General features: G+C 61.9%; 23 protein-coding genes. 8 read left to right on the forward strand and 15 right to left on the reverse strand.

Features of this window, described 5'->3' with window-relative positions:
• Positions 1 to 82: 82 nt before the first annotated feature.
• Complete coding sequence (locus NKH99_RS00105) at positions 83 to 1,339, forward strand: Hsp70 family protein (protein WP_353011858.1); 1,257 nt, start codon at positions 83 to 85, stop codon at positions 1,337 to 1,339.
• A gap of 5 nt (positions 1,340 to 1,344) precedes the next feature.
• Here the strand turns inward: NKH99_RS00105 and NKH99_RS00110 are convergent, their stop codons facing one another.
• Positions 1,345 to 2,247 (reverse strand): LysR substrate-binding domain-containing protein, encoded by a 903-nt coding sequence (locus tag NKH99_RS00110; protein ID WP_353011861.1) that lies wholly within the window; start codon positions 2,245 to 2,247, stop codon positions 1,345 to 1,347.
• Positions 2,248 to 2,526: 279 nt separating this feature from the next.
• Between NKH99_RS00110 and NKH99_RS00115 the strand changes: the two genes are divergently transcribed.
• The 3 genes from NKH99_RS00115 to NKH99_RS00125 are packed head-to-tail and all read left to right on the forward strand — an operon-like array spanning position 2,527 to position 7,135.
• On the forward strand, positions 2,527 to 5,457 hold the full coding sequence (locus tag NKH99_RS00115; protein ID WP_353011864.1) for a molybdopterin oxidoreductase family protein: 2,931 nt from the start codon (positions 2,527 to 2,529) through the stop codon (positions 5,455 to 5,457).
• Positions 5,454 to 6,188: a 4Fe-4S dicluster domain-containing protein gene (locus tag NKH99_RS00120; protein WP_353011867.1), complete on the forward strand. Its 735-nt coding sequence runs from the start codon at positions 5,454 to 5,456 to the stop codon at positions 6,186 to 6,188. The genes NKH99_RS00115 and NKH99_RS00120 overlap by 4 nt, the downstream gene beginning before the upstream one ends.
• 11 nt (positions 6,189 to 6,199) lie before the next feature.
• Positions 6,200 to 7,135 (forward strand): dimethyl sulfoxide reductase anchor subunit family protein, encoded by a 936-nt coding sequence (locus NKH99_RS00125; RefSeq protein WP_352920660.1) that lies wholly within the window; start codon positions 6,200 to 6,202, stop codon positions 7,133 to 7,135.
• Positions 7,136 to 7,137: 2 nt separating this feature from the next.
• Here the strand turns inward: NKH99_RS00125 and pdeM are convergent, their stop codons facing one another.
• The 5 genes from pdeM to NKH99_RS00150 form a co-directional block, all read right to left on the reverse strand.
• Positions 7,138 to 7,854: a ligase-associated DNA damage response endonuclease PdeM gene (gene pdeM / locus NKH99_RS00130; protein ID WP_353011871.1), complete on the reverse strand. Its 717-nt coding sequence runs from the start codon at positions 7,852 to 7,854 to the stop codon at positions 7,138 to 7,140.
• The gene (locus NKH99_RS00135) at positions 7,851 to 10,373 is read right to left on the reverse strand and encodes a ligase-associated DNA damage response DEXH box helicase (RefSeq protein ID WP_352819257.1); all 2,523 of its coding nucleotides are present in this window, start codon (positions 10,371 to 10,373) and stop codon (positions 7,851 to 7,853) included. Before NKH99_RS00135 ends, pdeM begins: the two co-directional genes overlap by 4 nt.
• Before the next feature lie 67 nt (positions 10,374 to 10,440).
• Positions 10,441 to 11,352, reverse strand: coding sequence for a C40 family peptidase (locus NKH99_RS00140; RefSeq protein ID WP_502893817.1), 912 nt, complete (start codon positions 11,350 to 11,352; stop codon positions 10,441 to 10,443).
• Complete coding sequence (locus NKH99_RS00145; protein WP_352819255.1) at positions 11,315 to 11,665, reverse strand: MarR family winged helix-turn-helix transcriptional regulator; 351 nt, start codon at positions 11,663 to 11,665, stop codon at positions 11,315 to 11,317. Before NKH99_RS00145 ends, NKH99_RS00140 begins: the two co-directional genes overlap by 38 nt.
• A gap of 70 nt (positions 11,666 to 11,735) precedes the next feature.
• Positions 11,736 to 13,100: a leucyl aminopeptidase family protein gene (locus NKH99_RS00150; protein ID WP_352448623.1), complete on the reverse strand. Its 1,365-nt coding sequence runs from the start codon at positions 13,098 to 13,100 to the stop codon at positions 11,736 to 11,738.
• 122 nt (positions 13,101 to 13,222) lie between these two features.
• Here NKH99_RS00150 and NKH99_RS00155 point away from each other — a divergent pair, with 122 nt between their 5' ends.
• A complete protein-coding gene (locus NKH99_RS00155) occupies positions 13,223 to 14,044 on the forward strand; it encodes a tetratricopeptide repeat protein (RefSeq protein WP_352470190.1) in 822 nt (273 codons plus the stop codon).
• 116 nt (positions 14,045 to 14,160) lie between these two features.
• On the opposite strand, the gene NKH99_RS00160 is transcribed toward NKH99_RS00155, so the two are convergent.
• The 9 genes from NKH99_RS00160 to NKH99_RS00200 all read right to left on the reverse strand — a co-directional run bounded on the left by NKH99_RS00160 (position 14,161) and on the right by NKH99_RS00200 (position 23,221).
• Positions 14,161 to 15,177 (reverse strand): type II secretion system F family protein, encoded by a 1,017-nt coding sequence (locus NKH99_RS00160; protein ID WP_352819251.1) that lies wholly within the window; start codon positions 15,175 to 15,177, stop codon positions 14,161 to 14,163.
• A gap of 8 nt (positions 15,178 to 15,185) precedes the next feature.
• The gene (locus tag NKH99_RS00165) at positions 15,186 to 16,199 is read right to left on the reverse strand and encodes a type II secretion system F family protein (RefSeq protein WP_023676935.1); all 1,014 of its coding nucleotides are present in this window, start codon (positions 16,197 to 16,199) and stop codon (positions 15,186 to 15,188) included.
• A 29-nt stretch (positions 16,200 to 16,228) separates the two neighbouring features.
• Positions 16,229 to 17,737 carry a TadA family conjugal transfer-associated ATPase gene (locus NKH99_RS00170; RefSeq protein WP_353011874.1) on the reverse strand — a complete coding sequence of 503 codons (1,509 nt, stop codon included), beginning with the start codon at positions 17,735 to 17,737 and terminating at the stop codon, positions 16,229 to 16,231.
• Positions 17,738 to 17,766: 29 nt separating this feature from the next.
• Positions 17,767 to 19,050 carry a CpaE/TadZ family protein gene (locus tag NKH99_RS00175; protein ID WP_352819245.1) on the reverse strand — a complete coding sequence of 428 codons (1,284 nt, stop codon included), beginning with the start codon at positions 19,048 to 19,050 and terminating at the stop codon, positions 17,767 to 17,769.
• 55 nt (positions 19,051 to 19,105) lie between these two features.
• Positions 19,106 to 19,840: a CpaD family pilus assembly protein gene (locus NKH99_RS00180; protein WP_352541279.1), complete on the reverse strand. Its 735-nt coding sequence runs from the start codon at positions 19,838 to 19,840 to the stop codon at positions 19,106 to 19,108.
• A gap of 14 nt (positions 19,841 to 19,854) precedes the next feature.
• Entirely contained in the window at positions 19,855 to 21,381 is a 1,527-nt protein-coding gene (locus tag NKH99_RS00185) for a type II and III secretion system protein family protein (protein ID WP_352899680.1), read from the reverse strand.
• Entirely contained in the window at positions 21,378 to 22,193 is an 816-nt protein-coding gene (gene cpaB, locus NKH99_RS00190; RefSeq protein WP_023676931.1) for a Flp pilus assembly protein CpaB, read from the reverse strand. The genes NKH99_RS00185 and cpaB overlap by 4 nt, the downstream gene beginning before the upstream one ends.
• A 189-nt stretch (positions 22,194 to 22,382) precedes the next feature.
• Positions 22,383 to 22,901: an A24 family peptidase gene (locus tag NKH99_RS00195; protein ID WP_352541278.1), complete on the reverse strand. Its 519-nt coding sequence runs from the start codon at positions 22,899 to 22,901 to the stop codon at positions 22,383 to 22,385.
• Between the two features lie 149 nt (positions 22,902 to 23,050).
• Entirely contained in the window at positions 23,051 to 23,221 is a 171-nt protein-coding gene (locus NKH99_RS00200; RefSeq protein ID WP_023676929.1) for a Flp family type IVb pilin, read from the reverse strand.
• 342 nt (positions 23,222 to 23,563) lie between these two features.
• On the opposite strand from NKH99_RS00200, the gene NKH99_RS00205 reads away from it, so the two are divergent.
• From NKH99_RS00205 to NKH99_RS00215, 3 genes are all read left to right on the forward strand, one after another.
• Positions 23,564 to 23,986: a pilus assembly protein N-terminal domain-containing protein gene (locus tag NKH99_RS00205; RefSeq protein ID WP_352613897.1), complete on the forward strand. Its 423-nt coding sequence runs from the start codon at positions 23,564 to 23,566 to the stop codon at positions 23,984 to 23,986.
• Positions 23,987 to 24,137: 151 nt separating this feature from the next.
• Positions 24,138 to 24,698, forward strand: coding sequence for a TadE/TadG family type IV pilus assembly protein (locus NKH99_RS00210; protein ID WP_352541276.1), 561 nt, complete (start codon positions 24,138 to 24,140; stop codon positions 24,696 to 24,698).
• Positions 24,699 to 24,728: 30 nt separating this feature from the next.
• Positions 24,729 to 25,349, forward strand: a complete 621-nt coding sequence (locus NKH99_RS00215; RefSeq protein WP_352470083.1) for a TadE/TadG family type IV pilus assembly protein — start codon at positions 24,729 to 24,731, stop codon at positions 25,347 to 25,349.
• Positions 25,350 to 25,369: the final 20 nt, after the last annotated feature.

Below are 25,369 nucleotides of genomic sequence, written 5' to 3' on the forward strand. Positions count from 1 at the left end.
CGAGGGTATGGGTTAGACCGCGACCCCCGGCCCGACCGGATACGAGCTGCTGCTCCCCAAATCAGAACTACAGGAACGCACGATGCGACCAGCATTTGCCGGTATCGACTTCGGCACTTCGAATTCCACCGTGAGCGTGGTCAGGAACGGGCAGCCGCGGCTGGTGGCGTTGGAAGACGGCCAGGTCACGCTGCCCAGTGCGGTATTCTTCAATTTCGAGGACAACCGCACCTATTTCGGGCGACGCGCCCTTGCCAATTATACGGACAGTATCGAAGGCCGCCTGATGCGCTCGTTGAAGAGTGTGCTCGGCAGCTCGCTTGCCCACGAAAAGACGCGCATCAAGGCGCGCTCGATCGGCTTCATGGAGATTGTCGGCCTGTTCGTCGGCCATCTGAAAAAGAAGCTGGAAGAAGAAGCCCATGACGCGGTCGACAGCGTCGTGCTGGGACGGCCCGTGCAGTTCGTCGACGACGATGCCGAGGCCGACGCCAAGGCGGAGCACGAACTCGAAAATGCCGCTCGTGCCCACGGCTTCAAACATATCGCCTTCCAGTTCGAACCGATTGCCGCGGCACTCGACTACGAACAAAAGGTGACGCGCGAGGAACTGGCGCTGATCGTCGACATGGGCGGCGGCACGTCCGACTTCTCAATCGTGCGGGTCTCGCCCGAGCGCGCGCGCTCGCTTGACCGCAAGGACGACATCCTGGCCAGCCGCGGCATCCACATCGGCGGCACCGACTTCGACCGGCTGTTGAGCATCGCCCATGTGATGCCGCAGCTCGGCCATCTCTCACCGACCAAGGATGGCAAACGTAATCTGCCGGCGAGCTACTTCATCGACCTGGCGACGTGGCAGCGCATCAACCTGGTCTATACCGCAAGGGCGATGACGCATCTGCGCCAGATCCGCTACGAGGCAGAGCGCGCAGACCTGGTCGACCGCTTCATCCACATCGTCGAGCATCGTTACGGCCACGCGCTGGCGGCGCTGGTTGAAAAGGCCAAGATCGAGCTGACGGACCGATCGTCGGCCGATGTCAAGGTCGCGCTGCCGGAGGTGAGGTTCACGGCAGAAATCACGCGCAAGAGTCTCGAAGCCACCATAGCCAGGGACATTGAGCGCGTTGCGGCTACGGTCGAGCAGACCATCCGTGACGCACAGATGAAGGCCTCGGATATCACCGCGGTGTTCTTGACCGGCGGATCGACCGCGATCCCGCTGGCCAGGCAGCAGATCCTGGCGCTGGTGCCGCAGGCCTCGGTAATCGAAGGCGATGTGTTCGGCTCGGTCGGGCTTGGGCTGGCGCTCGACGCGCAGCGGAAGTTCGGCTGATCGGCTTAAAGCGGCGCGGATCTCTCAGCTTTGCCGCCGAGATGCGCCTTGAGCGCCATCTGGGCCAGGCTTGGCTGCCGGTCGCGATGCGTGATCATGGCAAATTCGCGCTTCGGCAGATCGATCGGCACGGAACGCAGACTGCCTTCGGCGACCGCGCGGGCGACGACGAGTTCCGAGATGATGCTGGCGCCGGCTCCGGCCTCGACCACCTGGCGAATAGCCTCATTGCTCGGCAATACCAGGAATATCTGCAGGTCCGCGAACGAAACCCCGTCGCGTCGGGCAAGGTCCTCCAGCGCCTCGCGCGTGCCCGACCCGCCTTCGCGAATGATCCAGCGAAGCCCGCCAAGGTCGGGATGTCCAGGCGAAACTTCCGCGATCTCAGGGTGCGTGCGCGCCACGACCAGCATCATGCGATCGATATCGACCTTGGCACGCCGCAAAATGTCGGATTCGGTGCGCCCCTCGACCAGGCCAAAATCGGCTGCGCCATCAAGTACATTGGTCTCGACCTGCCTGGTGTTGCCAATGCTCACGCTCAGCCTGACGGCAGGATAGGCTTCGTGGAAAGAGGCGAGCCGGCGCGGCAGCCAATAGCTGGCGATGGTCTGGCTGGCAGCTATCGAGAGACTGCCTGATATCGTCTGCGAGACATGCTCCAGCACATTGTGGGCCGCCGCAGCCCGCTCGAGGACCGCCTTGGCTTCGGGCAAGAATCGGCGTCCGGTCTCGGCGAGTTCGATGTTGCGGCCGACGCGGTTGAACAACTGGACGCCATGCTGCTGTTCGAGCGAGCGGATCGCGGCGGATGCGGCCGACTGTGAGATGCCCAGCAACTCGGCCGCTTTGGTCATGTGCGCCCGTTCGGCGACGGCGACGAAGATCCGCAACTGGTCCAGGGTCATTCCGATACTAAGAAGCAAATCCGATTGGAATTACAAGAGCAAGTTGTTAGACGGATCGGTCGCTTTGTTCTAAATTTTGGCCCGAAATTGGAAAAAAGTCGCGCCAGAGCAGTCGAGGGTAGAATTGGTGGGGCGGTTCAAATCCGTGTTTGCGCACTGGACCCCCAGCCTGCGGTGGCGGCTCGTCGGTGAACGCTATCGTCCGGAACAACATTACATGCGCGGCCCAGGTCCGAAGACGAGAGCCAAGGTCGCGGAGCGCAAGAGCATAACCGGATCATGACCAACAACCTGCTGCGCGGAGCCAATTCGGCACCATCACAACGGCCGCTTGCCGATACGCGCGCGCCCGCTGAAGGCGACGGCGTCGATACGTCGCCCGATGTCTCCGACAGCGTCGCCAAGACGACTTGCTATATGTGCGCCTGCCGCTGCGGCATCGACGTCCATATCAAGGACGGCAAGGTCCGCTACATCAACGGCAACAAGGATCACCCGGTCAACCGCGGTGTGCTGTGCGGCAAGGGCAGCGCCGGCATCATGCAGCATTACAGCCCGGCCCGGCTGAAGAAGCCGCTACTGCGCACCGGCCCGCGCGGCTCGGGTGAGTTCCGCGAAATCGAGTGGGAGGACGCCTTGTCGATCGCGACTGAACGGCTTTCGAACATCCGCCGAACCGATCCGAAGAAACTTGCCTTCTTCACCGGGCGCGACCAGTCGCAATCGCTGACCGGCTGGTGGGCGAGCCAGTTCGGCACGCCGAATTTTGCCGCCCATGGCGGCTTCTGCTCGGTCAATATGGCGGCCGGCGGCCTCTACACGATTGGCGGTTCGTTCTGGGAGTTCGGCGAGCCCGACTGGGACAACACCAAATATTTCATGCTGTTCGGGGTTGCCGAAGACCATGATTCCAATCCGATCAAGATCGGCCTCGGCAAGCTCAAGGCGCGCGGCGCCAAGGTGGTTTCAATCAATCCCTGCCGCACCGGCTATAATGCAATTGCCGACGACTGGATCGGCATCCGGCCCGGCACCGACGGCCTGTTCGTATTCGCCCTCATCCATGAATTGCTGAAGGCTGGCCGCATCGATCTCGAGTACCTGTTGCGCTACACCAATGCCCACATCCTGGTCGTTCAGGAGCCTGGAGCTGTCGATGACGGGCTGTTCATGCGCAATGGCGACGGCAATCCGCAGGCTTGGGACAGGGTGGCGAAGATGCCTGTCAATGCCAGCGATGCCGACGCGAAGCCCGCATTGACCGGCAGCTTTCTCGTCGACGGCCGCCGCTGCGTGCCGGTCTTCCAACTCGTCGCCGACCGTTATTTGGACGAGAGCTATTCACCGGACGCCGTCGCTGACCGGTGCGGCATCTCCGCCGACACCATCCGACGCATTGCCGCAGAACTCGCCCATGTCGCCTTCGAACAGCAAATCGAATTGCCGGTGGCCTGGACGGACTGGGCCGGCCGCCGGCACGAGACCATCAAGGGTCGCCCGGTGTCGATGCATGCGATGCGCGGCATCTCGGCCCATTCGAACGGATTTCACACTTGCCGCGCCATTCATCTGCTTCAGGTGCTTCTCGGCACGGTGGACGTGCCGGGCGGCTTCCGCTTCAAACCGCCTTATCCGCGGTCCGCGCCGCCGGGTCCAATGCCCGCCGGCAAGAATGTGAAGCCGATGACACCGCTCGAAGGCATGCCGCTCGGCTTCGTCTGCGGACCGGAGGACCTGCTGATCGATGAAGGCGGCAAGCCTGTTCGTATCGACAAGGCCTACTCCTGGGATGCGCCGCTGGCCGCACACGGGCTCATGCACACGGTTATCCGCAACGCCTGGGCCGGCGATCCCTACAAGATCGACACGCTGTTTATGTACATGTCCAACATGGCCTGGAACTCGTCGATGAATACGGTCGAGACGATGGCGATGCTGACCGATGTCGGTGCGTCGGGCGAGTACAAGATCCCGTTCATCATCTATTCCGACGCTTATTATGCCGAGACCGTGCCTTTTGCCGATCTGGTGCTGCCGGACACCACCTATCTCGAGCGTCATGACTGTATCAGTCTGCTCGACCGGCCGATCAGCCATGCCGACGGTCCGGGCGACGCCATCCGCCATCCGGTCGTCGAGCCGGACCGCGACGTCAGGCCGTTCCAGACGGTGCTGATCGAACTCGGCGCGCGACTCGGTCTGCCCGGCTTCGTTCATGACGACGGCTCCGCCAAATACCGCGACTATGCCGACTACATCGTCAATCACGAGCGCACGCCAGGTGTCGGTCCGCTCGCCGGCTGGCGCGGCAAGGACGGGGCCTCGGTCGGCAAGGGCGAGGTCAATCCCGACCAGTTGCAGCGCTACATAGATAATGGCGGCTTCTGGCACCAGGATTTCGCCGCCGATCAGCGCTATTACAAGATGGCCAACCGCTCGTATCTCGAATTGGCTGAGAGCATGGGCTTCATGCCGAAGGCCGAGCCGATCGTCTTCCAACTCTATTCGGAGCCGATGCAGCGCTTTCGCCTTGCGGCGCGCGGCCATGGCGGGGTGCTGCCGCCGGAGGCGGAGCGCAGCCGCATCGAGACCTATATGGATCCGCTGCCGTTCTGGTATGCGCCCTTCGAAGAGGCTGCGGTCGACAGCCAAGCCTATCCGCTGCACGCGCTGACGCAGCGGCCGATGCACATGTACCATTCCTGGGGCGGGCAGAATGCCTGGCTAAGGCAGATCACCAGCCAGAACCGACTGTTCGTGCACTACCGGACGGCAGCCGGCCTCAGCCTTGTCGACGACGATTGGGTTTGGATCGAGAGCATCAACGGCAAGGTCAAAGGACAGATCAAGCTGGCCGACGGCGTCAACGCCGATACGGTGTGGACCTGGAACGCGATCGGCAAACGGCGCGGCAGCTGGGGGCTCAAGGACGACGCGGCCGAATCCAATCGCGGCTTCCTGCTCAACCACATCATCGGCGACCAGACCTCCGCCGATGCCAACGGCAAACGCTATTCGAATTCCGACCCGGTAACGGGCCAGGCCGCATGGTTCGACCTGCGCGTGCGCATCGTCAAATGCGCGCCCGAGGAAGCGGGCTTCACCGAACCGCAGTTCGAGCGGTTCCGCCAGCTGCCGGACTCTGAGCTCTCGCCCGACAAGCTCAGTTTCGGCGCCGAGTTCCGCATGAAAAGAGAAGCCGCGGAATGACTTGCCTTCCCGCCCATACCGACAAGAAGCTCGGCCTTGTCATCGATCTCGACACCTGCGTCGGCTGCCAGGCCTGCGTTACCGCCTGCAAAGAATGGAACACCGGCGGCCATATGGCGCCGCTAACCGACATCGACCCCTATGGCGGCAATGTCGACGGCGTCTGGTTCAACCGCGTGCACAGTTATGAGCACATGACCGAGATGGGTGGGCGCACGGTCAATTTCCCACGCTCCTGCCTGCACTGCGAGACGCCGGCGTGCGTCACGGTCTGCCCGACCGGCGCCTCCTACAAGCGGGCGTCGGATGGCATCGTGCTGGTCGACGAGGACAAATGCATCGGCTGCAAATTGTGCAGCTGGGCCTGCCTCTATGGCGCGCGCGAGTTCGACACCGATGTCGGCGTGATGAAGAAATGCACGTTGTGCGTCGACCGCATCTACAACGACAATCTGGCGGAAGAAGATCGCGTGCCGGCCTGCGTCGCTGCTTGCCCGACCAGCGCGCGGCATTTTGGCGATCTGGGCGATCCGGCATCCGCTATCTCGCAACTGGTGGCCGAGCGTGGCGGTGTCGATCTGATGCCGGAAATGGGCTATAAGCCGACCAACAAATATCTGCCGCCACGTGCCCACACCACCCGCGCCGCATCGGTGCCGGCGCCAGCGCTTGAAGCGGTGCGGGCCGAAGGCGGCTTCCTCGGCTGGGTCGACCGCATGCTCTCGAACTGACCCGTGCCTTCATGCATCCAGCCTTCTCCGTCGTCTTTTTCACCACGGCCACGGGCGCCGGTTACGGCCTGCTCGCGCTGCTTGGCGTGCTCGCTGGACAGGGCTTTATCCCGCCCGATTTCTGGCTTGGCCTCACCGGCATGGGGCTGGCGCTTGGCCTGATCTCGACAGGCCTGCTGTCGTCGGCCGGCCATCTCGGCCGGCCCGAACGCGCCTGGCGTGCCTTCTCGCAATGGCGTAGCTCATGGCTGTCGCGCGAAGGTGTTGCCTCGGTCGCCACCTTCGTGCCGGCGGGACTGTTCGGTATTGGCTGGGTGGTCCTCGGCCGTACGAGCGGCTGGGCGGCTGTCGCCGGGCTGCTCGCTGCCGTCGGCGCGGTCGCAACCGTCTGCACCACCGGCATGATCTACGCGTCGTTGAAGCCGATTGCCCAGTGGCACAGCCGCTTCACCCTGCCCGCCTACCTGGTCTTTTCGGCGATGACCGGCAGCGTACTGCTCAACGCCCTGCTGCAGGGATTTGCCGCAGGCTCGAATATGCTTCTGGCGGCTGCCCTGTTGCTGACCGCGCTCGGCTGGGGTTTGAAGCTGGCGACCTGGCGATACAATGACAGGCTGGAGATCCCGACCAACGCCAACACCGCAACCGGGCTTTCCGGCGGCACGGTGCGGTCGCTGGAATGGCCGCATACCGAGGAAAACTATCTGCTCAAGGAGATGGGTTTTCGCATTGCGCGCAAGCACAGCGCTAAACTCCGCCAGATCACGCAGGTGCTGGCCTTTGCTTTGCCCGCGTTGCTGCTGGTGGTGGCGTTCGCCTTGCCGTGGCCCTATGCGGCAGCACTGTCGATACTCGCCCCAATCGCCCAACTCGCCGGAATGCTGGTCGAGCGCTGGCTGTTCTTCGCCGAGGCCAAGCACACGGTTACTTTGTACTACGGCAGGTAGGTTCAGCCCGGCCTGAGCATCGCGTGGGAAATCGCGAAAATGCGCTCTGTGCCAAGCATATAGGCCATCAGCGTTTCGCGGCGGAACAGCCCGGCATAGGCGCGATCGAGCACGTTGAGCGAGCCGGTATAGGCGCCGAAAGCCGGCATGATCATGCGGCTGCCATCGCCGGCAAAGCAACGACGCCGCACCGAACGGCCTTGCTGCACGATGCGGGCGCAAGGATGCAGGTGACCTGATATCTCGCCTTCCGCCCTCACCGCCGAAGGCTCGTGCCGGAAGAGCAGAGAACCGATGGCCAATTCGCGCACGGTTTCGCCCGGCAGGTCGGCCGGTGCTTCCGGGTCATGATTGCCGGCGACCCAGAACCAGTCGCGCCCGACCATCAGCCCCTCCAGCCTTTGGCGAAAGCTCGCGTGCATACGTGCGGCGCCGCCGCCATCGTGAAAACTGTCGCCCAGGCTGATAACGATCGCAGGCTGATAATCGCCGATCACCGCCTGCAGCCGGAGCAACGTCGCACCGGTGTCGTAAGGTGGGACCAGCGTGCCGCGCCTGGCCAGTGATGAACCTTTTTCCAGATGCAGGTCGGATACGGTCAGAAGCCGGAATTCGGGAAAATAGAGCACGCCGCGACGGTCGCAGATCGCGCGTTCGCCGGCGATACGGACAGCGCCCGCATCCGCCAGAGGCGCAGCCATGGCGAGCGCGACAGTCATTTCGTCCCCATGGCCTCCTCGACCAGCGTGGCTGCATCCATCAGCAGCGTGTCATCGGCCTCGCCGTGCACCGGCATTTTGCCGATCTCGAGCATGATCGGCACGGCGAGCGGCGATATCTGCTCGAGGTTCTTATGCATGATTCGACCTTGGACGCGCGAGAGCATCTCGGCAAGTCTGCTGACATCCAAGAGACCGGTCGCGGCATCGGCACGCGTCGCCTGCAAAAGGATATGGTCGGGCTCGTGGCTGCGCAGCACGTCGTAGATGAGATCCGTCGACACGGTTACCTGGCGGCCGCTCTTCTCCTGCCCTGGGTGGCGTTTCTCGATCAATCCCGAGATCAGCGCGCAATTGCGAAAGGTGCGCTTCAACAACCAACTGCCGGCGAGCCAGGCTTCGAGGTCGTCGCCCAGCATGTCCTGATCGAATAGCGCAGCCAGCGACGGTTTCTTCGCCCTGAACATATGGCCCATATCGGCCAGCGACCATATGGCAAGCGCATAGTCGGTGGCGACAAAGCCGAGCGGCTTGGCTCCCGCCCTGTCGAGGCGGCGGGTGAGCAGCATGCCGAGCGTCTGGTGCGCCAGCCTGCCCTCGAACGGATAGGCCACCAGATAGTAGCGGTTGCCGCGCGGAAAGGTCTCGATCAGCAGATCGTCGCGTTTCGGCAGCACCGACTTGTCGGCCTGAAAGCGTAACCAGTCGGCGACCTGCTCCGGCAGCTTCTTCCAGCGCTGCGGATCGTCCAGCATGGCGCGGACCTGTTCGGCCAGGTACGTCGAAAGCGGGAATTTGCCACCACCGTAATACGGCACCTTGGCGTCGCTGCCGGGTGCATTCGAGACAAAGCACTCATTCTCGCGGATACCTTCGAAGCGCAGCACCTTGCCGGCGAACATGAAGGTGTCGCCATGCGTCAGCGTTTCGAGGAACGCCTCCTCGATTTTGCCCAGAACCCGGCCGCCACGCGAAGCCGCGCCTCTGCTGCCGGCCTGGACATAGCGGACGTTGAGCGCCGGCACTTCGATGATGGTGCCGACATTGAGCCGGTATTGTTGGGCGACGCGAGGATTTGAGACCCGCCACAGCCCGTCCTTGTTGAGACGAATACGGGCGTAGCGTTCATAGTTCTTCAGCGCATAGCCGCCAGTGGCGACGAAATCGATGACGCGATCGAATGTCGGGCGATCGAGATCGGCATAGGGTGCTGCCGTCCGCACCTCCTCGAACAGCGCATCGGCATGGAACGGCGCACCGCAGGCACAGCCCAGCACGTGCTGCGCCAGGACGTCGAGCCCGCCATCGACCAGCGGCGGCGTATCCTGGGCACCGAGATAATTGGCGTCGAGCGCCGCCCTGCATTCCAGCACCTCGAAGCGGTTGGCCGGTATCAGGATCGCCTTGGACGGCTCGTCCATACGGTGGTTGGCGCGGCCAATGCGCTGCGCCAGCCGGCTGGCACCTTTCGGCGCGCCGACATGGACGACCAGGTCGACATCGCCCCAGTCGATGCCGAGGTCGAGCGTCGACGTGGCGACGATGGCGCGCAGGGCGTTCTCGCCCATCGCCTTTTCGACACGCCGGCGCTGCGCGACGTCGAGCGAGCCGTGATGCAGCGCGATCGGCAAGGTCTCCTCGTTGACCCGCCACAACTCCTGGAACAGCAACTCCGCCTGGCTGCGCGTGTTGACGAACAGCAGGGTTGTCTTGTGGCGCTTGATCTCGTTGTAGATTTCCGGCGTTGCGTAGCGGGCCGAATGTCCCGCCCACGGCACGCGCTCCTCCGAATCGAGAATGGAGATGTCGGGCTTGGCGCCGCCAGTGACGACGATTAGTTCGGCCATCGGCCCCGGTGGATTCTGGCTGACCAGCCAGCGCCGCAATTCATCAGGCTCGGCGACCGTCGCCGACAGGCCTATCGTCTGCAGGGCGGGCACAAACGAGCGCAGCCGGGCCAGCCCGAGCGACAGGAGATGCCCGCGCTTCGAGGTCACCAGCGAATGCAATTCGTCGAGCACGACATAGCGCAGGTCCTCGAAGAAGCGCCTGGCATCGGGCGCGGCAATCAGCAGCGCCAATTGCTCGGGCGTGGTCAGGAGAATGTCGGGCGGCGCCAGCTTCTGCCGCTGGCGCTTGTGTGCGGGCGTGTCGCCGGTGCGCGTCTCGACGGTGACCGGCAGCCCGATTTCTTCGACGGGTTTGCCGAGATTGCGCTCGATGTCGACGGCCAGCGCCTTCAGCGGCGAGATGTAGAGTGTGTGGATGCCTCGATGCGCCTGCCCCGGCCTTCTCCTCGGCCGGCCGGCCAGTTCGGTCAGCGATGGCAAGAACCCGGCCAGCGTCTTGCCGGCGCCGGTCGGGGCGATCAGCAATACCGACCGGCCGCCCTGGGCTTTGGCCAGCAAATCGATCTGGTGGGCGCGCGGCGACCAGCCCTTTTCCGCAAACCATTTGACAAATGGCTCGGGCAGGACGACGGCGGCATTCTGTTCGGCAAGGCGCGGCTGCTCTGTCACGCGCCAGACGTAGCGCGGCGGCGCGCAATCGCCAAGCAGAATCAGAACAAAAGGTGATCGATTCGCGCTACGGCCGGCGAAACCCGGTCGGTCCGCCATAGAGATAGCCGATACGGGCGACCGCCTCCCTCAGTCCTTCACGCGACACCAGCATGGTGTGGCCGTTGGCGTGGATCATGGTCTCCGGATCTGTCATGATCGCGACGTGGCCTTTCCAGAAGACCAGGTCGCCGCGCCGCAACCCGGCAAAATCCGGCCCGGGTTCGAGCGGCTCGCCGACGGTCGCCGCCTGCATGTCGGTGTCGCGCAGCACTTGCCTGCCAGCCATGTGCATTGCAAGTTGCACGAGACCGGAACAATCGATGCCGAAGCCGGAGACGCCGCCCCACAGATAGGGCGTGCCGAGAAACGCCTCGGCGACCGCGACGTAGTCGGGATGAACCTCGGCGACCGGCCTGAGATGACCCGAGATGACCGCCTGGCCGGACGGCAGCAGAGCATAATGCGTGCCGCGCGTTTCCGCTGAGCCCGTCACCGCCACCAATGACCCCATCGAGAGCTCCCCGCTCACCGGGAACCGCAAATCCGGTCCCGGATAGAGGAAAGTGCGCGGCACCGAGACAACATGGGTGGGCGCATGCTCCCGACCGCCCAGCACGGTGTCGGCGACATAGCCGACATAGCCGTCGCGCTCGGCCTGTATCCAGGCCCAGCCCTCAACGTCCTCGAAGACGAGGACGTCTTCGCCGAACAGAAGCTGGGTATCGACGCCGGCGTCCGGGCGCGGCGCCTTGCGGATGTCGGCGACGGAGGCTGATATGCGAGCCGGCCGGCCGGCGACGAAACGGTCGGCGGCGACCTCGCCTCGCAGCCTGGCGTCGGCGAGATCGGAGCGGAAGGCATGGAGGCGGGCATCCCTGGCGGTCAAATCGGCAACTCGTTCAAATTGGCAACTCTTGGGCTCTGGCAATGATAACATCGCCAAAGCGCTCGACAAAGAGCGCGCCTTCGACTGTGCGCCTGACCAGCACGTTGCGCTTGTCGAGCTTGTCGCGGTGCCGCGACACCAGTTTCAGCGCCCCCATCGTATCGAGCGCACGGGTGATCACCGGCTTGGTGACGTTGAGGCGGGCGGCTAACCCCCGTACCGTGTGGGGCGGCGGATCGAGATAGATGGTGAACAGGATCGCCGTCTGGCGCATGGTGAGATCGGGCGCGTCGTCGCGCACCTCCGACAGCACCACCTGTTGCCATAGTCGCAACGCTTGGCTTGGACGCATGATAATCGACATCCGTCCAGCATGACGGAAAATTGTTTCGGTTCCGTTTCAGTCAATAACCTTCGTCGGCTATGCCCGAGAATCAGCCGTAGCGGTTCGAAATGACCTGCTCCAGCGCCCGGATGCCTTGCGCTTCGCCACCGGCAAGGCCGTGCGGGCGGTCGAACGGGTTCCAGGCGAAGATGTCGACATGCGCCCAGCCGGCGGTCTTTTCCACGAAGCGCTTCAGGAAAAGCGCCGCCGTGATCGAGCCGGCGAAACCGTCCGGCGTGACGTTGTTGACGTCGGCCACCTTCGACGCCAGCTTGGCGTCATAGGGCTTCCACAACGGCATCCGCCATAGCGGATCCTCGACCGCAACGGAGGCGTCCGCCAGCTCGGATGCAAGCGTCTCGTCACCGGTATAGAACGGCGGCAAGTCGGGACCGAGCGCAACACGGGCAGCGCCTGTCAGCGTTGCCATATCGACCAGCATCTGCGGCTCTTCGTCATCGGCCAAGGCCAGGGCATCGGCGAGCACCAACCGTCCTTCGGCGTCGGTGTTGCCGATTTCGACGGTAATGCCCTTGCGGCTCACCAGCACGTCGCCTGGCCGGAAGGCGTTGCCGGCTATCGAATTCTCGACAGCCGGGATGAGCACGCGCAGCCGAACCTTCAACCCGGTGGCCATGATCATGGAAGCGAGACCCAGCACGTTGGCAGCGCCACCCATGTCCTTCTTCATCAAAAGCATGCCCGAGGACGGCTTGATGTCGAGACCGCCTGTATCGAAGCAGACGCCCTTGCCGACCAGCGTTATCTTGGGGGCATTGTTCGGCCCCCAAATCATGTCGATCAGGCGTGGCGCGTCGGCAGAAGCCCGACCGACGGCGTGGATCATCGGAAAGTTGGCGGTAAGAAGATCGTCGCCTTTGGTCACCGATATTTCGGCCTTGTGCGTCGCGGCCAAGGTCCGGGCGGCCTTCTCCAACTGCCCGGGGCCCATATCGCTGGTCGGCGTGTTAACCAGATCGCGCGCCAGGAAAATGCCATCGGCGAGGCGGCGGATGCGGGCGGCGTCGGTGCCTGCCGGCAGCGCGAGGCGAAGCGTCTTGCCTGGCTTCTTGCCGTAGCGGGTGAAGACATAGCCGCCGAGCGCCACGGCGAGTGCCGTAAGCTCCGGCTTGGCCGGTGCGGACGCAAAATGCCACTCGCCTGCGGGCAAGGCTCTCGCTAGTGCGCCGATGGCCAGTGCGCCCTCGCCATCACCGGTGCCGAACAGGGCTCCGGCAATCGCGCCGTTGTCGCCAGGCACGATGAGCGTCCTGCCGGCCTCGCCGGAAAAGCCGTTGGCCTTGGCCCAGGCGACCGAGGATGGCGCAAGGCCCGCCGCCGCCAGAGCATCCTTCGCCACCAGATGGACCGGCAGCGCATTGCTCAATTCTTTCTCGACGAGTTCGACAGGCATTCGCTGGCCTCCGGCTTCCGAGTCGGCGTTTCTTAACTCTCCGTTAGGGTTAACAGAATATTTCTGCGGGAGGAAAGATGACCTCGCAAATGGTCACGCGCATGAACGGAGCCCTGGTGCCGATGCCGACCAACCGCAGGATGAACGCCAGCGCAAATAGGCTGATCACCACGGCGTTGATGATGGTGCTTGCTGCAGGCGTCGCCGGCTGCGGAACCAGCAAATTGACGACTGGCTCGATTTCTCGTCCAAGCGGCAAGCCGCTGGAAACAATGTCGGCGGGCGAACTGCACAACGCTACGATGGCGCTCGGCCAGTCCTATTCGAAAAACCCCAGCGACAAGCGGATCGCGACAAATTATGCCGCGGCGCTGCAGATGGACGGCGACGCAGACCAATCGCTTGCGGTGATGCGCAAGCTGGCGATCGCCTTGCCGAAGGATCGCGACGTGCTCGCCGCCTATGGCAAGGCGCTTGCCGCCAACGGACAGTTCGAGCCGGCACTCGATGCCGTGCGCCGCGCCCAGACGCCCGAATATCCTGACTGGAAACTGGTATCGGCGGAAGCTGCTATTCTCGACCAGCTCGGCCAGAAGGATGAGGCTCGCCAAGGCTATCGCAAGGCGCTTGACCTCAGGCCGAACGAACCGTCGATCCTTTCCAATCTCGGCATGTCGTACGTGCTGGAAGGTGATTTGCGCACAGCCGAAACCTATATGCGCTCAGCCGCCCAGCAGCCGAATGCAGATAGCCGCGTCCGCCAGAACCTTGCGCTGGTCGTCGGTCTGCAAGGCCGTTTCGACGAGGCAGAGAAGATCGCCTCGCAAGAGCTGTCGCCGGATCAGGCGCAGGCTAACGTCGCTTACCTTCGCCAGATGCTGGCGCAGCAGAATGCCTGGAGCCAGCTCAAGGACCAGGACAAGGCAAAGCCCGCCACCAACTGACCGCTTCGAGCGCCTAACCGGCGCGCGAATTCCGCAACATGTCTAACGCAAAGAGCCGCGCTGCACCGGCAGCGTGGCTCTGAATCGTATCAGCGTTTCTGGCAACGCCGCTGGCGCTACTCGCTGCTTGATTTCGGCTGGTCGCCAAAGATGCCGCGCTGGCTCACCTGGATGCCGGCGGGACCCAGAATGATGGCGAACAGCACCGGCAGGAAGAACAGGATCATCGGCACGGTGAGCTTCGGCGGCAGCGCGGCCGCCTTCTTCTCGGCGGCATTCATGCGCATGTCGCGGCTCTCACTGGCAAGCACCCGCAATGCATGCGCCACGGGCGTGCCGTAGCGCTCGGCCTGAACCAACGCCTGGGACACCGACCTGACGGATTCCAGGCCAGTTCGGCTTGCAAGGTTCTCGTAGGCCTGCTTGCGCTCCTGCAGATAGGAAAGCTCGGCGTTTGTCAGGATGAATTCTTCCGCCAATGCCACCGATTGCGCGCCGATCTCATCGGCGACCTTGCGAAGCGCCGCTTCCACCGACATGCCGGACTCGACGCATATCAGCAACAGGTCGAGCGCGTCCGGCCACGCCATCTGAATCGATTGCTTGCGCTTGGTAGCGCGGTTGTTGACGTAGAGCACCGGCGCGTAAAATCCCGCATAGGCTACCACGATGCACACGAACAGCTTCACGAAAAGCGGCTGCTCGGGCAATCCGCCGAGCACGAACAGATACATCGCCGCCAATGCAAAGCCGAAGAAGGGCAGGACGAGACGGAAGAAAAGGAAGCGCGTCAGCGGATTTTGCCCGCGAAAACCCGCCACTTTCAATTTCTGCAAGGTACCTTCATCCGCCAGCGCACGCCTGAGATCCAGGCGATCGACAATATTGCGCATGCCGACCGACTGTTCTTCGCGCAGGCCCTTGCGGCGGCGGTCGGCTTCGACTGCCAGCCGCGCGCGCTGCTTGGCGCGCAGCTCATCGCGCTCCAGCGCTACGGATTTCATGCGCGCCTTGAGCTGGTTCCCGCCAAAAGCGGGCAGCAGCGTGAAGACGGTCGCAAACACCGCGATGCCGACCAGCAGTGCGATCAGCAGGGACGGGTCGGTGAGAGTTCTGATGACGTGATCGGTCATAGCGAGTCCTAGACTTCGAAATTCATCATCTTGCGCATTACCAGGACGCCCATCGACATCCAGATGCCGGAACAACCGAGGATCAGATGGCCGGTGCTGGTGATGAAGAGGGGCATGATGTAGTTCGGGCTCGTCAAATAGACGAGAAAGGCGACGACGAAAGGCAACGCGCCGATGATCACGGCGGATGCCTTGGCTTCCATGGACAATGCCTGGACCTTGGCTTTCATTTTCTTGCGGTCGCGAAGCACGCGCGAAAGATTGCCCAGCGCTTCGGAAAGATTGCCGCCGGCCTGAGACTGAATCTGGATGACGATGCCGAAGAAGCTCGCCTCGGTGCACGGCATCGTTTCTGGCATGCGCATGGCCGCGTCGGGGATCGACAAACCCATTTGCTGCGAATCGACTATGCGGCGGAACTCGGTCTTGACCGGCTCGGGGGATTCGTTGGCGATCAGACGCACGGCGTCGTTCAGCGGCAGGCCGGATTTTACCGCACGCACGATGATGTCGAGCGCGTTCGGAAATTCGTTGAGGAACGCCTTGACGCGGTGCGCGCGGCGAAACGAGACGAACCAGCGGGGCAGACCCAAGACGCCGACCAGCAGCGCAGCCGGCAAGACCAGCAACGGTGCACCGATGAAATATACAAGAGCCGTCAATACGACGCCGCAGACCGCCGAGTAGACATAGAAGCGCTCAAGCGAGATCTTCATGCCGGCCTGGCGGATTTGGATCTTCAGCGGTGGCTTCTTGACCAGGCTCTGATTGGACTTTTGCTTTTGATCGAGATCCTTCAGCGAATCCTGGACGGACTTGCGACGCTTGGCCGCTTCCGCCACGCGATCGCGCGACGCCTTGACGACGGAACGATCCGTCTCGGCGGTCTTGATCGATTCAAGCCGCTTGCCGACCTGCTTCTCGGTGCTAATCCGGTTGAACAAGAAAGCATAGGCCACAGCGCCGGCGCTGAAGCCGGCGAGCACGACGAATGCCAATACGGTGCCGTCAATTCCGAACATCGACCCTGGCCCCCACGCTTCCAGACGGATCAATCAGCGCGTTTCTCCATCGCCTCGAGCGCAACCGCGAGGCGCTGCTCCTCACCGTAGTAGCGGGCGCGCTCCCAGAAATGCGGACGGCCGATGCCAGTCGACACGTGCTCGCCCAGCAGCCTGCCGTTCGCGTCCTCGCCCTTGATGTTATAGAGAACGATGTCCTGGGTGATGATGACGTCGCCTTCCATGCCGATTACCTCGGTGATGTGGGTGATACGCCGCGATCCGTCGCGCAGGCGTGCAGCCTGTATGATCACGTCGACGGAGCCGACGACGATCTCGCGCACGGTTTTTTGCGGCAGCGTGTAGCCGCCCATGGCGATCATCGACTCTATGCGGTTGAGGCATTCGCGCGGGCTGTTCGAGTGGATCGTTCCCATCGAGCCGTCATGGCCGGTGTTCATCGCCTGCAGCAGGTCGAACACTTCGGGTCCGCGCACTTCGCCGACGATAATACGTTCGGGGCGCATGCGCAGACAGTTCTTGACCAGGTCGCGCATGGTCACTTCGCCCTCGCCTTCGAGGTTGGGCGGACGGGTTTCGAGACGCACCACATGCGGCTGCTGCAATTGCAGCTCAGCTGAGTCCTCGCAGGTGATGACGCGTTCTTCGCGGTCGATATAGTTGGTCAGGCAATTGAGCAGCGTCGTCTTGCCTGAGCCGGTACCGCCCGAGATGACAATGTTGCAGCGGACACGCCCGATGATCTTGAGAATCTCGGCCCCTTGCGGAGAAATCGAGCCGAACTTGACCAGCTGGTCGAGCGTCAGCTTGTCCTTCTTGAACTTGCGGATGGTAAGTGCGGTGCCGTCGATAGCCAGGGGCGGTGCGATGACGTTGACACGGGAGCCATCAGGAAGACGCGCATCGCAGATCGGGCTTGATTCATCGACGCGGCGGCCAACCTGGCTGACGATACGCTGGCAGATGTTGAGGAGCTGCTGGTTGTCGCGGAAACGGATGCCGGTCTGCTCGACCTTGCCGTTGACTTCGATGTAGACGTTCTTGGAGCCATTGACCATGATGTCGGCAATATCGTCGCGGGCAAGCAGTGGCTCAAGCGGCCCGTAGCCCAAAACGTCGTTGCAGATATCCTCGAGAAGCTCTTCCTGCTCGGCGATGGACATCGCGAAATTCTTGATCGCGATGATGTCGTTGACAATGTCGCGGATTTCCTCGCGCGCGCTTTCGGGATCGAGTTTGGCGAGCTGCGACAGATCTATCGTATCGATGAGTGCGGCGAAGACCTGGCTTTTGGTGTCGTAGTAGGTTTCGCTCTTTTGGCGTTGGATACTTTTCGGCTCCGGCGCCAATGGCGGCGGCTCGACCGCACGGCGAACCGTCGGCGCGGCAGGCGCGCCGGATGGCGGCAGCGCCGCCGGCCTGGCAGCTATGGCCGCTTCCACAGGGTTCGCGGCCGCCAGCGCGGCAGGCGCGGGTGCTGGCTGACGGAATTCCGGAATGGTCCGGTTGCCGTCGTCGCTGCCTCTTTTACCAAACATGATCGCTTACCAATTCCACCGCTGAGGCATCACTTCTTGTTGCGCGAAAGCTTGCCGATCAGGTTGCCGAGGCCAGCCTTCTTCTTCATCTTGATTTCGCTGCGCCCTGTCAGCACATGGGCGATCTCGTTGATCGTGGCGACAACCGGACTCTTGGCATCCATCTCACCGAGCATACGTCCGTTGTTGGCAGCATTTCCGAACAAAAGCGGCTCGAACGGGATAACCGACATCGGCGAAAGGCCGAGCGATTCGGAGAAGTCGGACGGCGTAATCTCAGGACGTTTCGGCACACCGGCCTGGTTGATCACAAGCTTTGGCGCGGGATCGTTCGGACGAAGCCGCTTCAGCATGTCGACCAGGTTCTTCGTGTTGCGCAGATTGGCCAGTTCGGGCGTCGCCGTGATGACGATCTCGTCGGCCTTGACCAGCGTGTTCTTGGTCCAGCCGGCCCACACGTGGGGAACATCGAGCACGAGGAGCGGCGCGCTACGCTGGGCTATGTCGATAAGCTGGGTGAAGGCGTCGGGATCGAAATCGTAGACCCGCTCCAGGGTCGAAGGGGCCGCAAGCAGCGACAGGTGCTCGGCGCATTGGGCGAGCAGCCGGTCGAGATAGACCTCGTCGACGCGTTCCGGCGAGAAGACTGCCTCGGCAATGCCTTGCGCCGGATCCTGGTCGAAATTGATATTGGCCGTTCCGAAGGCGAGGTCGAGATCGGCGACAACCACTTCGGATTTGAAAAGCGACGACATGGCCCAGGCCACATTATGGGCTATGGTCGAGGAGCCGACGCCGCCTTTGGCGCCGATGAAGGCAATCGAGCGGCCGATCGGCTCAGCTTCCGGATCAACGAAGATCGAAGACACCACGCTGACGATGTCGGCCATCGATACGGGCGCGATGACATACTCGGAAATGCCCGAACGGATGAGTTCGCGGTACAGGCCGACATCGTTGTAGTGGCCGACAACCACCACCTTGGAGGTCGGGTCGCAATGCTCGGAGAGCTGGGCGAGTTGTTCCAGCAACAGCTTCGGCTCGCTGCGCGATTCAAGCAGGATCAGGTTCGGCGTCGGCGCCGACTGATAGAATTCGATAGCGGTGGGGATGCCCCCCATATGCACCTTCAAATGGGCCTTGGCCATGCGGCGATCCTCGCCGGCGCGCTCGACCGGATTGGCTACGCCTTCGGTCTCGCAAAATGCCTGGATCGAAATGCGCGGGATCGGCCGCAACGCCTGCATCGCGGCAATATCCTGCTCCGAGGTTTCGCCGCCCGGTACCTCTGTGTCATAGGCAAGATTGCTCATTGTCATCACTTTCCGTGACTTGCGCGGCTTAGGGTTTGTTGAGCCTCAACACTCGTTAATATTCGACTTCCGAATTGCCGAGGAATTCGTCCGAAATACCTCTGTCACGATAGACGTCGATCACCGCGCCGCGATTTTCCGCGTCGATCGGGGTCGGCTTGCGTGGCCCGATCAGATCGGACGGATTGGCCATCTGGGCAGCCAGGTTGTTCTGATACGAACAGCCGAAATCGGCATAGTGCTTGTTTTCCGAAGTCTGCAGCAGGTCTTCGGGCCAGCGCCCGCATTTATCCGTCTGAGCCTTCACCGAGACGTAGGCAACACGAACCGGTGCAGACGCTTCGGCCGAAACAGACTGATAGGACCGCATGTCGATCCGCTTCCGGCTGATGCCGCTGGCTATGGCCAGCCTGGCGAAATCGCGGCCGGCCGCGGCCGCTGCGATTTCGTTGGCTGAGCCGCTCGGAATCTCGATCGTCAGCACCGGAGCCGCGCTCCTGTCGTATCCGTCCAGGAAGCCCAGGAGCGTGTCACGTTGGGATCTGGTCATGCCACGGTCGCCGGCGCCGACCGGAAGGTCGATCTTCTGTACCTTCTCGGCTATGACGATCGGATGGGTGGTGCGATAATCGTCCGGTATGGCACCCACCGTGACGCTGTCGCGATTGGCGCAGCCGGCCAGCAATGCCGCCATCGCGATCGCCATAATGGGAACGGCCGGCCGCCAGATTCGCGAATGGACTGACCGCGTCGCGGTGATCGCCCGTGCCTTCGATGTTGCCTTAGACATGACCGCTTCCCCGCTTACTTGTAGATAAAGCCGACAACGCCGTGGTAACGGCCGTTGGGCTTGTCGGTCTGCATGGTGCCGTAGACACGGTTGACGCGGCCAAGGAAAATGCCGGCGCCATCGCTGGCGGCGTTGAAATTGTCATCCGGCTTGGCAAGATCGTTGCGCGCCACCGGCTTCACCAGATAGGGCGTAATGATGATGACGAGCTCGGTCTCGTTGCGAACGAAATCCCTACTGCGGAACAGCGCGCCAAGCACTGGAATCTTTGTCAGACCGGGCAAGCCGTTGACAGCTTGCCTGAGATCATCGCGGACAAGGCCGGCAATCATCATCGAGCCGCCCGAAGGCAGTTCCACTGTTGTGTCGGCCAAGCGCTTGCGGAGCGACAGGGCATTCATGCCTGGGCTCGTTACGCCTTCGGACAAAGACACAGATCCCTCCGTTGTCGGCTCGGAAACCGAGGTTCTGACTTTCAGGCTGATACGGCCGGGAGACAGCACCACAGGCTGGAATTCCAGGCCAATGCCGTATTCGATCTTCTCGACCGAATACGTCTTCAGACCGGTCTGGTTATCGTTTGATACGGCTTGGGAAACGCTGGTCACCATGTTGTATTCGCCGCCAACCTTGAAGGTCGCCTTCTCGCCGGATACGGCCGTCAATGTTGGTTCGGCGAGGGTTTTCATGACACCGGACTGTTCCATGGCATTGATGTAGGCCTGCAGCGTCGAGCTCCCGATAGAGAGGCCCGAGTTCGACAGCGACTTGCCCAAACCAGTGAAATTGTCGCTTACCGCGCCCCAGCTGATGCCGTTGCTGCTGCCGTTGCCCACCATGTTGACGCCGAGCTGCTTCATCACCGAGCGGCTGACTTCCGCGACCGTCACCTTCAGCGTCACCTGGTCGTCGCCGATGATCTGCAGCAGGTTGACGATCTTGCTGACGCGGCGCTCGGCATCCGGGTTATCGATCGCGACGCCGGCTTCAGCCGAACCGCCGGCAGCGGTCTGCGAATATTGACCCGTGGTTGCCTCGCCGCCGGACACGAAAATAGTTGCCAGATCGGCCGCGCGCTTGGCGTCCAGAGGAGTGTCCACGGTTCCGGTCAGGACGACGTTGTCGTTCAGCAACTCGACCTTGACCTCCGATGACGGGATGAAGCGCTTGATATAATCCTCCAGCCCGGCGACGTCACGTTCGACCGCTAGGTCAAGGCTGACGATCTGCTCGCCATTCGGGCCAAAGACGAAGATATTTGTCTCGCCGACCGCCTTTCCAAACAGATAGATGCGCCTGGCGGTGCGGGTCACCGCGTCGGCTACAGCGGGGTTGGCGACGAGAATGTCGTAGGCATCGCTCGGGAGGTCGATGACCACCGACTTGTTCAGTCCGAGCTTAACCCGCTGGGTGGCGGTCGAAGCCGTCACCCTGGCATTGCCTGCCGCATTGGCATCGACAATGCCATATGCACTCGTTCCAAGGAGAAACAGGCCGATCGCCGCAGCCAGGATGAGCGGCAGTTTGGTCTTTAGCCTCATTTCCTTGCCCCCACTTCGGAAACTTCGCCCGACTTGATCAACCGCACGGTTCCGCGCCGGCCATTGCCGGAAACCAGGTAATCGGCTTCGCCCACATTCTTGTCCTGACTGTCCTTGATCGAGCGCAGCGCCAATGTCAGGCGATCCGCCATCTGCTGTGCGACGGTGATGATCTCGGACTGCTGCGGCGTCAGTTCCAGGGTGGCGGTCTGGCCAACCCTGGTCTTCTTACCTTCCTCGTCCTCCTGAATGGTCTGGTCGATCGCCAGGACGCGAATGTTCTTCAGGATAGTTTCGGTCGTGAAGCCCGGACCACCGCCGTTGGCGGGATCGGCTCTGCGGGTCATGATGACGTCGACGAAATCGTTGGGAAGAATAAAGCCACCGGCCGAGGTGTCGGCCGAGATGCTTGTGGCAACGGCCCGCATGCCGGAGGGCAGGATCGACGACATGAAGCTTTGCCCTTCACCGATCAGCTTCGAGCGCCGCAGCGGCTCGCCGGCGTAGAGCGCCACGCGAGCGACGGCGCCCTTCAGCTTGTCCAGCGCTTCAGGCTCGGCGGCGCGGGTGATGAAATTTGCGTTGATGCCTGCGGACGGCCATGACTCCCAGGAAATGTTGTTTTCAAGCGGACTGCCCATCGGAACGTCGCCGGAAAGAACAAGCACATCCTGCAGCGCGATCGCCGGCGCCTGAGGACCGGAATCGACAACCGGAGGCGGCGGAGCCACGACCATGTTCTTCGCGACATAGCCTGCACCACCGGCCGCGGCTATCGCCACGCTCAGAATAATCAATCGGGATGCTGGCATCTGTCCGAACCTCGCCTTGGCAAACCACGTAGCCAAGCGGGACTTTGCAGCGGCAATCGTCAAAACAAGGTTAATGTTATACTTACGATCGTGATTAATTTAACGTTTATATAAATTGGATCGACAAGCCCGGCCCGAAGGAAAACGTGGCCAACTCGCCTGCTCGGCGCCAACCGCGTAAAGTGAACTTCAGCCCGCCAGCCTGGTAAGTCCCCAGGCCATCAATGGCGAGTCGGAATAGGTGAGCAGACCGCCAATGCCAAGCGCGATGCCGTACGGAACGCCGGTCGCCTCATCGGCGAAATGGCGCAGGAACGGATTATGGCTTGTGACGGCGGCAAGCGGCGATTTTCGATAGGCGAGGATGGCTAGCGTCAGCAGGCCGCCGATGAATGTCGAGGCGACGAGGTATTCGATGAGATGGATGTTCAGTCCCATCCACATGGCAGTGGCAGCCAGAAGCTTGGCGTCGCCGCCGCCCATGCCGCCCAGCGCGAACAGGCCGAACGTCACCGCGAGAACCAGGCCGGCGGCGGCGAAATGCCAGCCATAGGTGGCCCAGTCCATACCGGTCAAAGGCGCAACCAAGGCGAAGACGACCACAAGCAACACCGGCACGCGATTGGCGATCGTCATCGAAAGCATGTCGGAGATCGCGGCAAAAAGCATGCAGAACGGAAATACGACGAAGATCACGGCTTCAAGCATCGGCGCGCCTATGACCCAATTGCATCTGGCCCCCAACCCAATCCTATTCGACTAACGACTGATGAGGCGCAAATTTCAATTCATACCAGGACTAAATAAGGGCCGCCAGTGCGGCGGCCCTTATTTCAGAACAACCGAACCCGTTACGGTCAGCTACCGTTCACCTTAGTGGAGATGGCGGTGAACTTGGCGTTCAGCGAGTTGCCGAGCTGGCCGGCGCCGACCATGATGGCGAGTGCGATAAGAGCGGCGATCAGACCGTATTCGATAGCGGTCGCGCCGGATTCGTCCTTCACAAAACGTGCGATGAGGTTAGACATTCGAGCTCCTACTCCAATTGTTACAGCACTTCCGTCAACTTCTCTTGGTGGCTGATCGGATACTGCGAATCTAAGGAGAAGCTGTTTCAATCGGCTTAATAAACAGGCTTACCGATTCCTTTCCCGCTTCGACGACATTGCGTGGTTAACCCAGAACTAAAATACCCGCCGCCAGGGCCCCGGCCGACAAAAGGCGCAACAGGCGCAATTCGGCAAAGACGTTTCAGCCGTGCCGGCTAGACCCAATGCCGGTTCCGGCTTGATCCTGAATTCCAGCCGCTTAACGGTTGGTTCACCAATCTCGTTCATGTTCCGTTGAACAGTTTGCCAGGGGGCGCCTCAATGGCCGGGCCGAGATCATCATTTCCAGTTGCCGTGCTTTTTGCCGCAGCGGCTTTCGCCTTTCCAGCCAAGGCCGGCGCCGGCATCGAGGTGACGATGAACCAGGCAAAGATCATCAAATTGTCGCGCGCCGCCGATACGATTGTCGTCGGCAATCCGGCGATCGCCGACGCCTCCGTGCAGGACGCATCGACGATCGTACTGACCGGCAAGGGATTTGGCGTCACCAATCTCGTCGTCCTCGACCAGCAGGGCAATCCGATCGTCGATGAGCAAATAACCGTCGTGCGCCAGGCAGCGTCGTCGGTGCGCATCTATCGGCGTTCCGAAGTACAGACCATGTCCTGCGCGCCATATTGCGAAAGCTCGTATAAGAGCGATGCCGAGAAGGCCTCTGAAGCCGAAATGAGCGCCGTGCATTAGCTAGCCGACGTCTCCGTCTTTGGCGGGAACGTGCTTCGGTTATCGCCGGGTTAAGGCCTTCCCGTTGAATTTAACGGTCATTCCAACCGGACTTCAATCGGTTCCGACTAAGGGTGGACCGATACAGAAGCGGCATCGGCGGGCAGCGGACATGAGCAAGGCAGGACGAGCAGGTTCTCCAAGACGGTTTTTGGGCGACCGCCGCGGAAGCACGGCGATCGAATTCGCCATGCTTGCAATTCCTTTCGCGCTTCTTGTCTTTGCCATCCTGGAGAGCTGCATTTCTTTTGCCGCACAGGAAGTGATGGCAAACGCAACCGACGACATCGCGCGCCAGCTGCGTACCGGCCAATTAAGACCGACCGATGTGTCCGGCACCAAGCTGCGGGATATGATCTGCACCAAATTGGAGATCATGGTCGCCAAGACCTGTCCCGGATTGCTGGTGGACTTGCGCGAATATCCGACCTTCGCCGATGCGGCGCTGGCCGGTTTCAAGATCCAGGATGGCGACGTCGTGCTGACCAAAGGCACGAGCACACAGACCTTCACCGTCGCACCTGGCCTGGCGGAGTCGAGAAACATGCTGCGTGTTTTTTACAAATGGCCGGTGATGACCGACTTCATGGCCAAATCGATGGCCAACCTGAAGGACGGCAAAACGCTGCATTTTGCTTCGATCACTTGGCAGAACGAGCCGTTCGACAACTGAACCACGTAGTCGCTTGAAAAGGGCAAAGCCATGATTCGTGCGGGGGCACAGCTGGGCATCGCAGGGATTTGTACAAGAGCAGTCCGACTTTGCTCGGACCGCCGCGGTATTGCGGCTGTCGAGTTTGCCCTCATCGTGCCTATCCTGTTGATCATGTACTTTATGACAATGGAGGCCTCGCAAGCCATCGAGACCAGCAAGAAGGTCAGCCGCATCGGCAGCATGGTAGCGGACCTCGTCACGCAGCAGCAGACCGTCAAGGCGGCCGATGTCGATGCCATCATGGCGATCGGCAGTTCCACGCTCCAGCCCTACAACCGCTCGAAACCGAAGATCATTATCACGGCGATACAGGTGACGAACGAGACGACGCCGAAAGTCCTGGTCGTGTGGTCGCGCAAACTGGTCGATGGCGTCTCTAGCGTCGACGCGGTCAAGGATTCCACCACAACGGTCCCGAGCGCGCTCAAGATCAAAGGCACGTTCCTCATCCGGGTCGAAAGCGATCTCGCCTACAAGCCAATCATCACCTGGTCGGCGGACGGCCAAAGCCGGTTCGGGTTGAGCTCGGTCTTCAATTCGATATCGATGGCGGAAACTTATTATCTGCGGCCGCGCAGGAGCCCGACCATTCCGTGCAGCGATTGCTGACGCCTGAAGCCCGCTAACCG

Origin of the sequence: Mesorhizobium sp. M0854, assembly GCF_040319815.1 — a bacterium.
Lineage (GTDB): Bacteria > Pseudomonadota > Alphaproteobacteria > Rhizobiales > Rhizobiaceae > Mesorhizobium.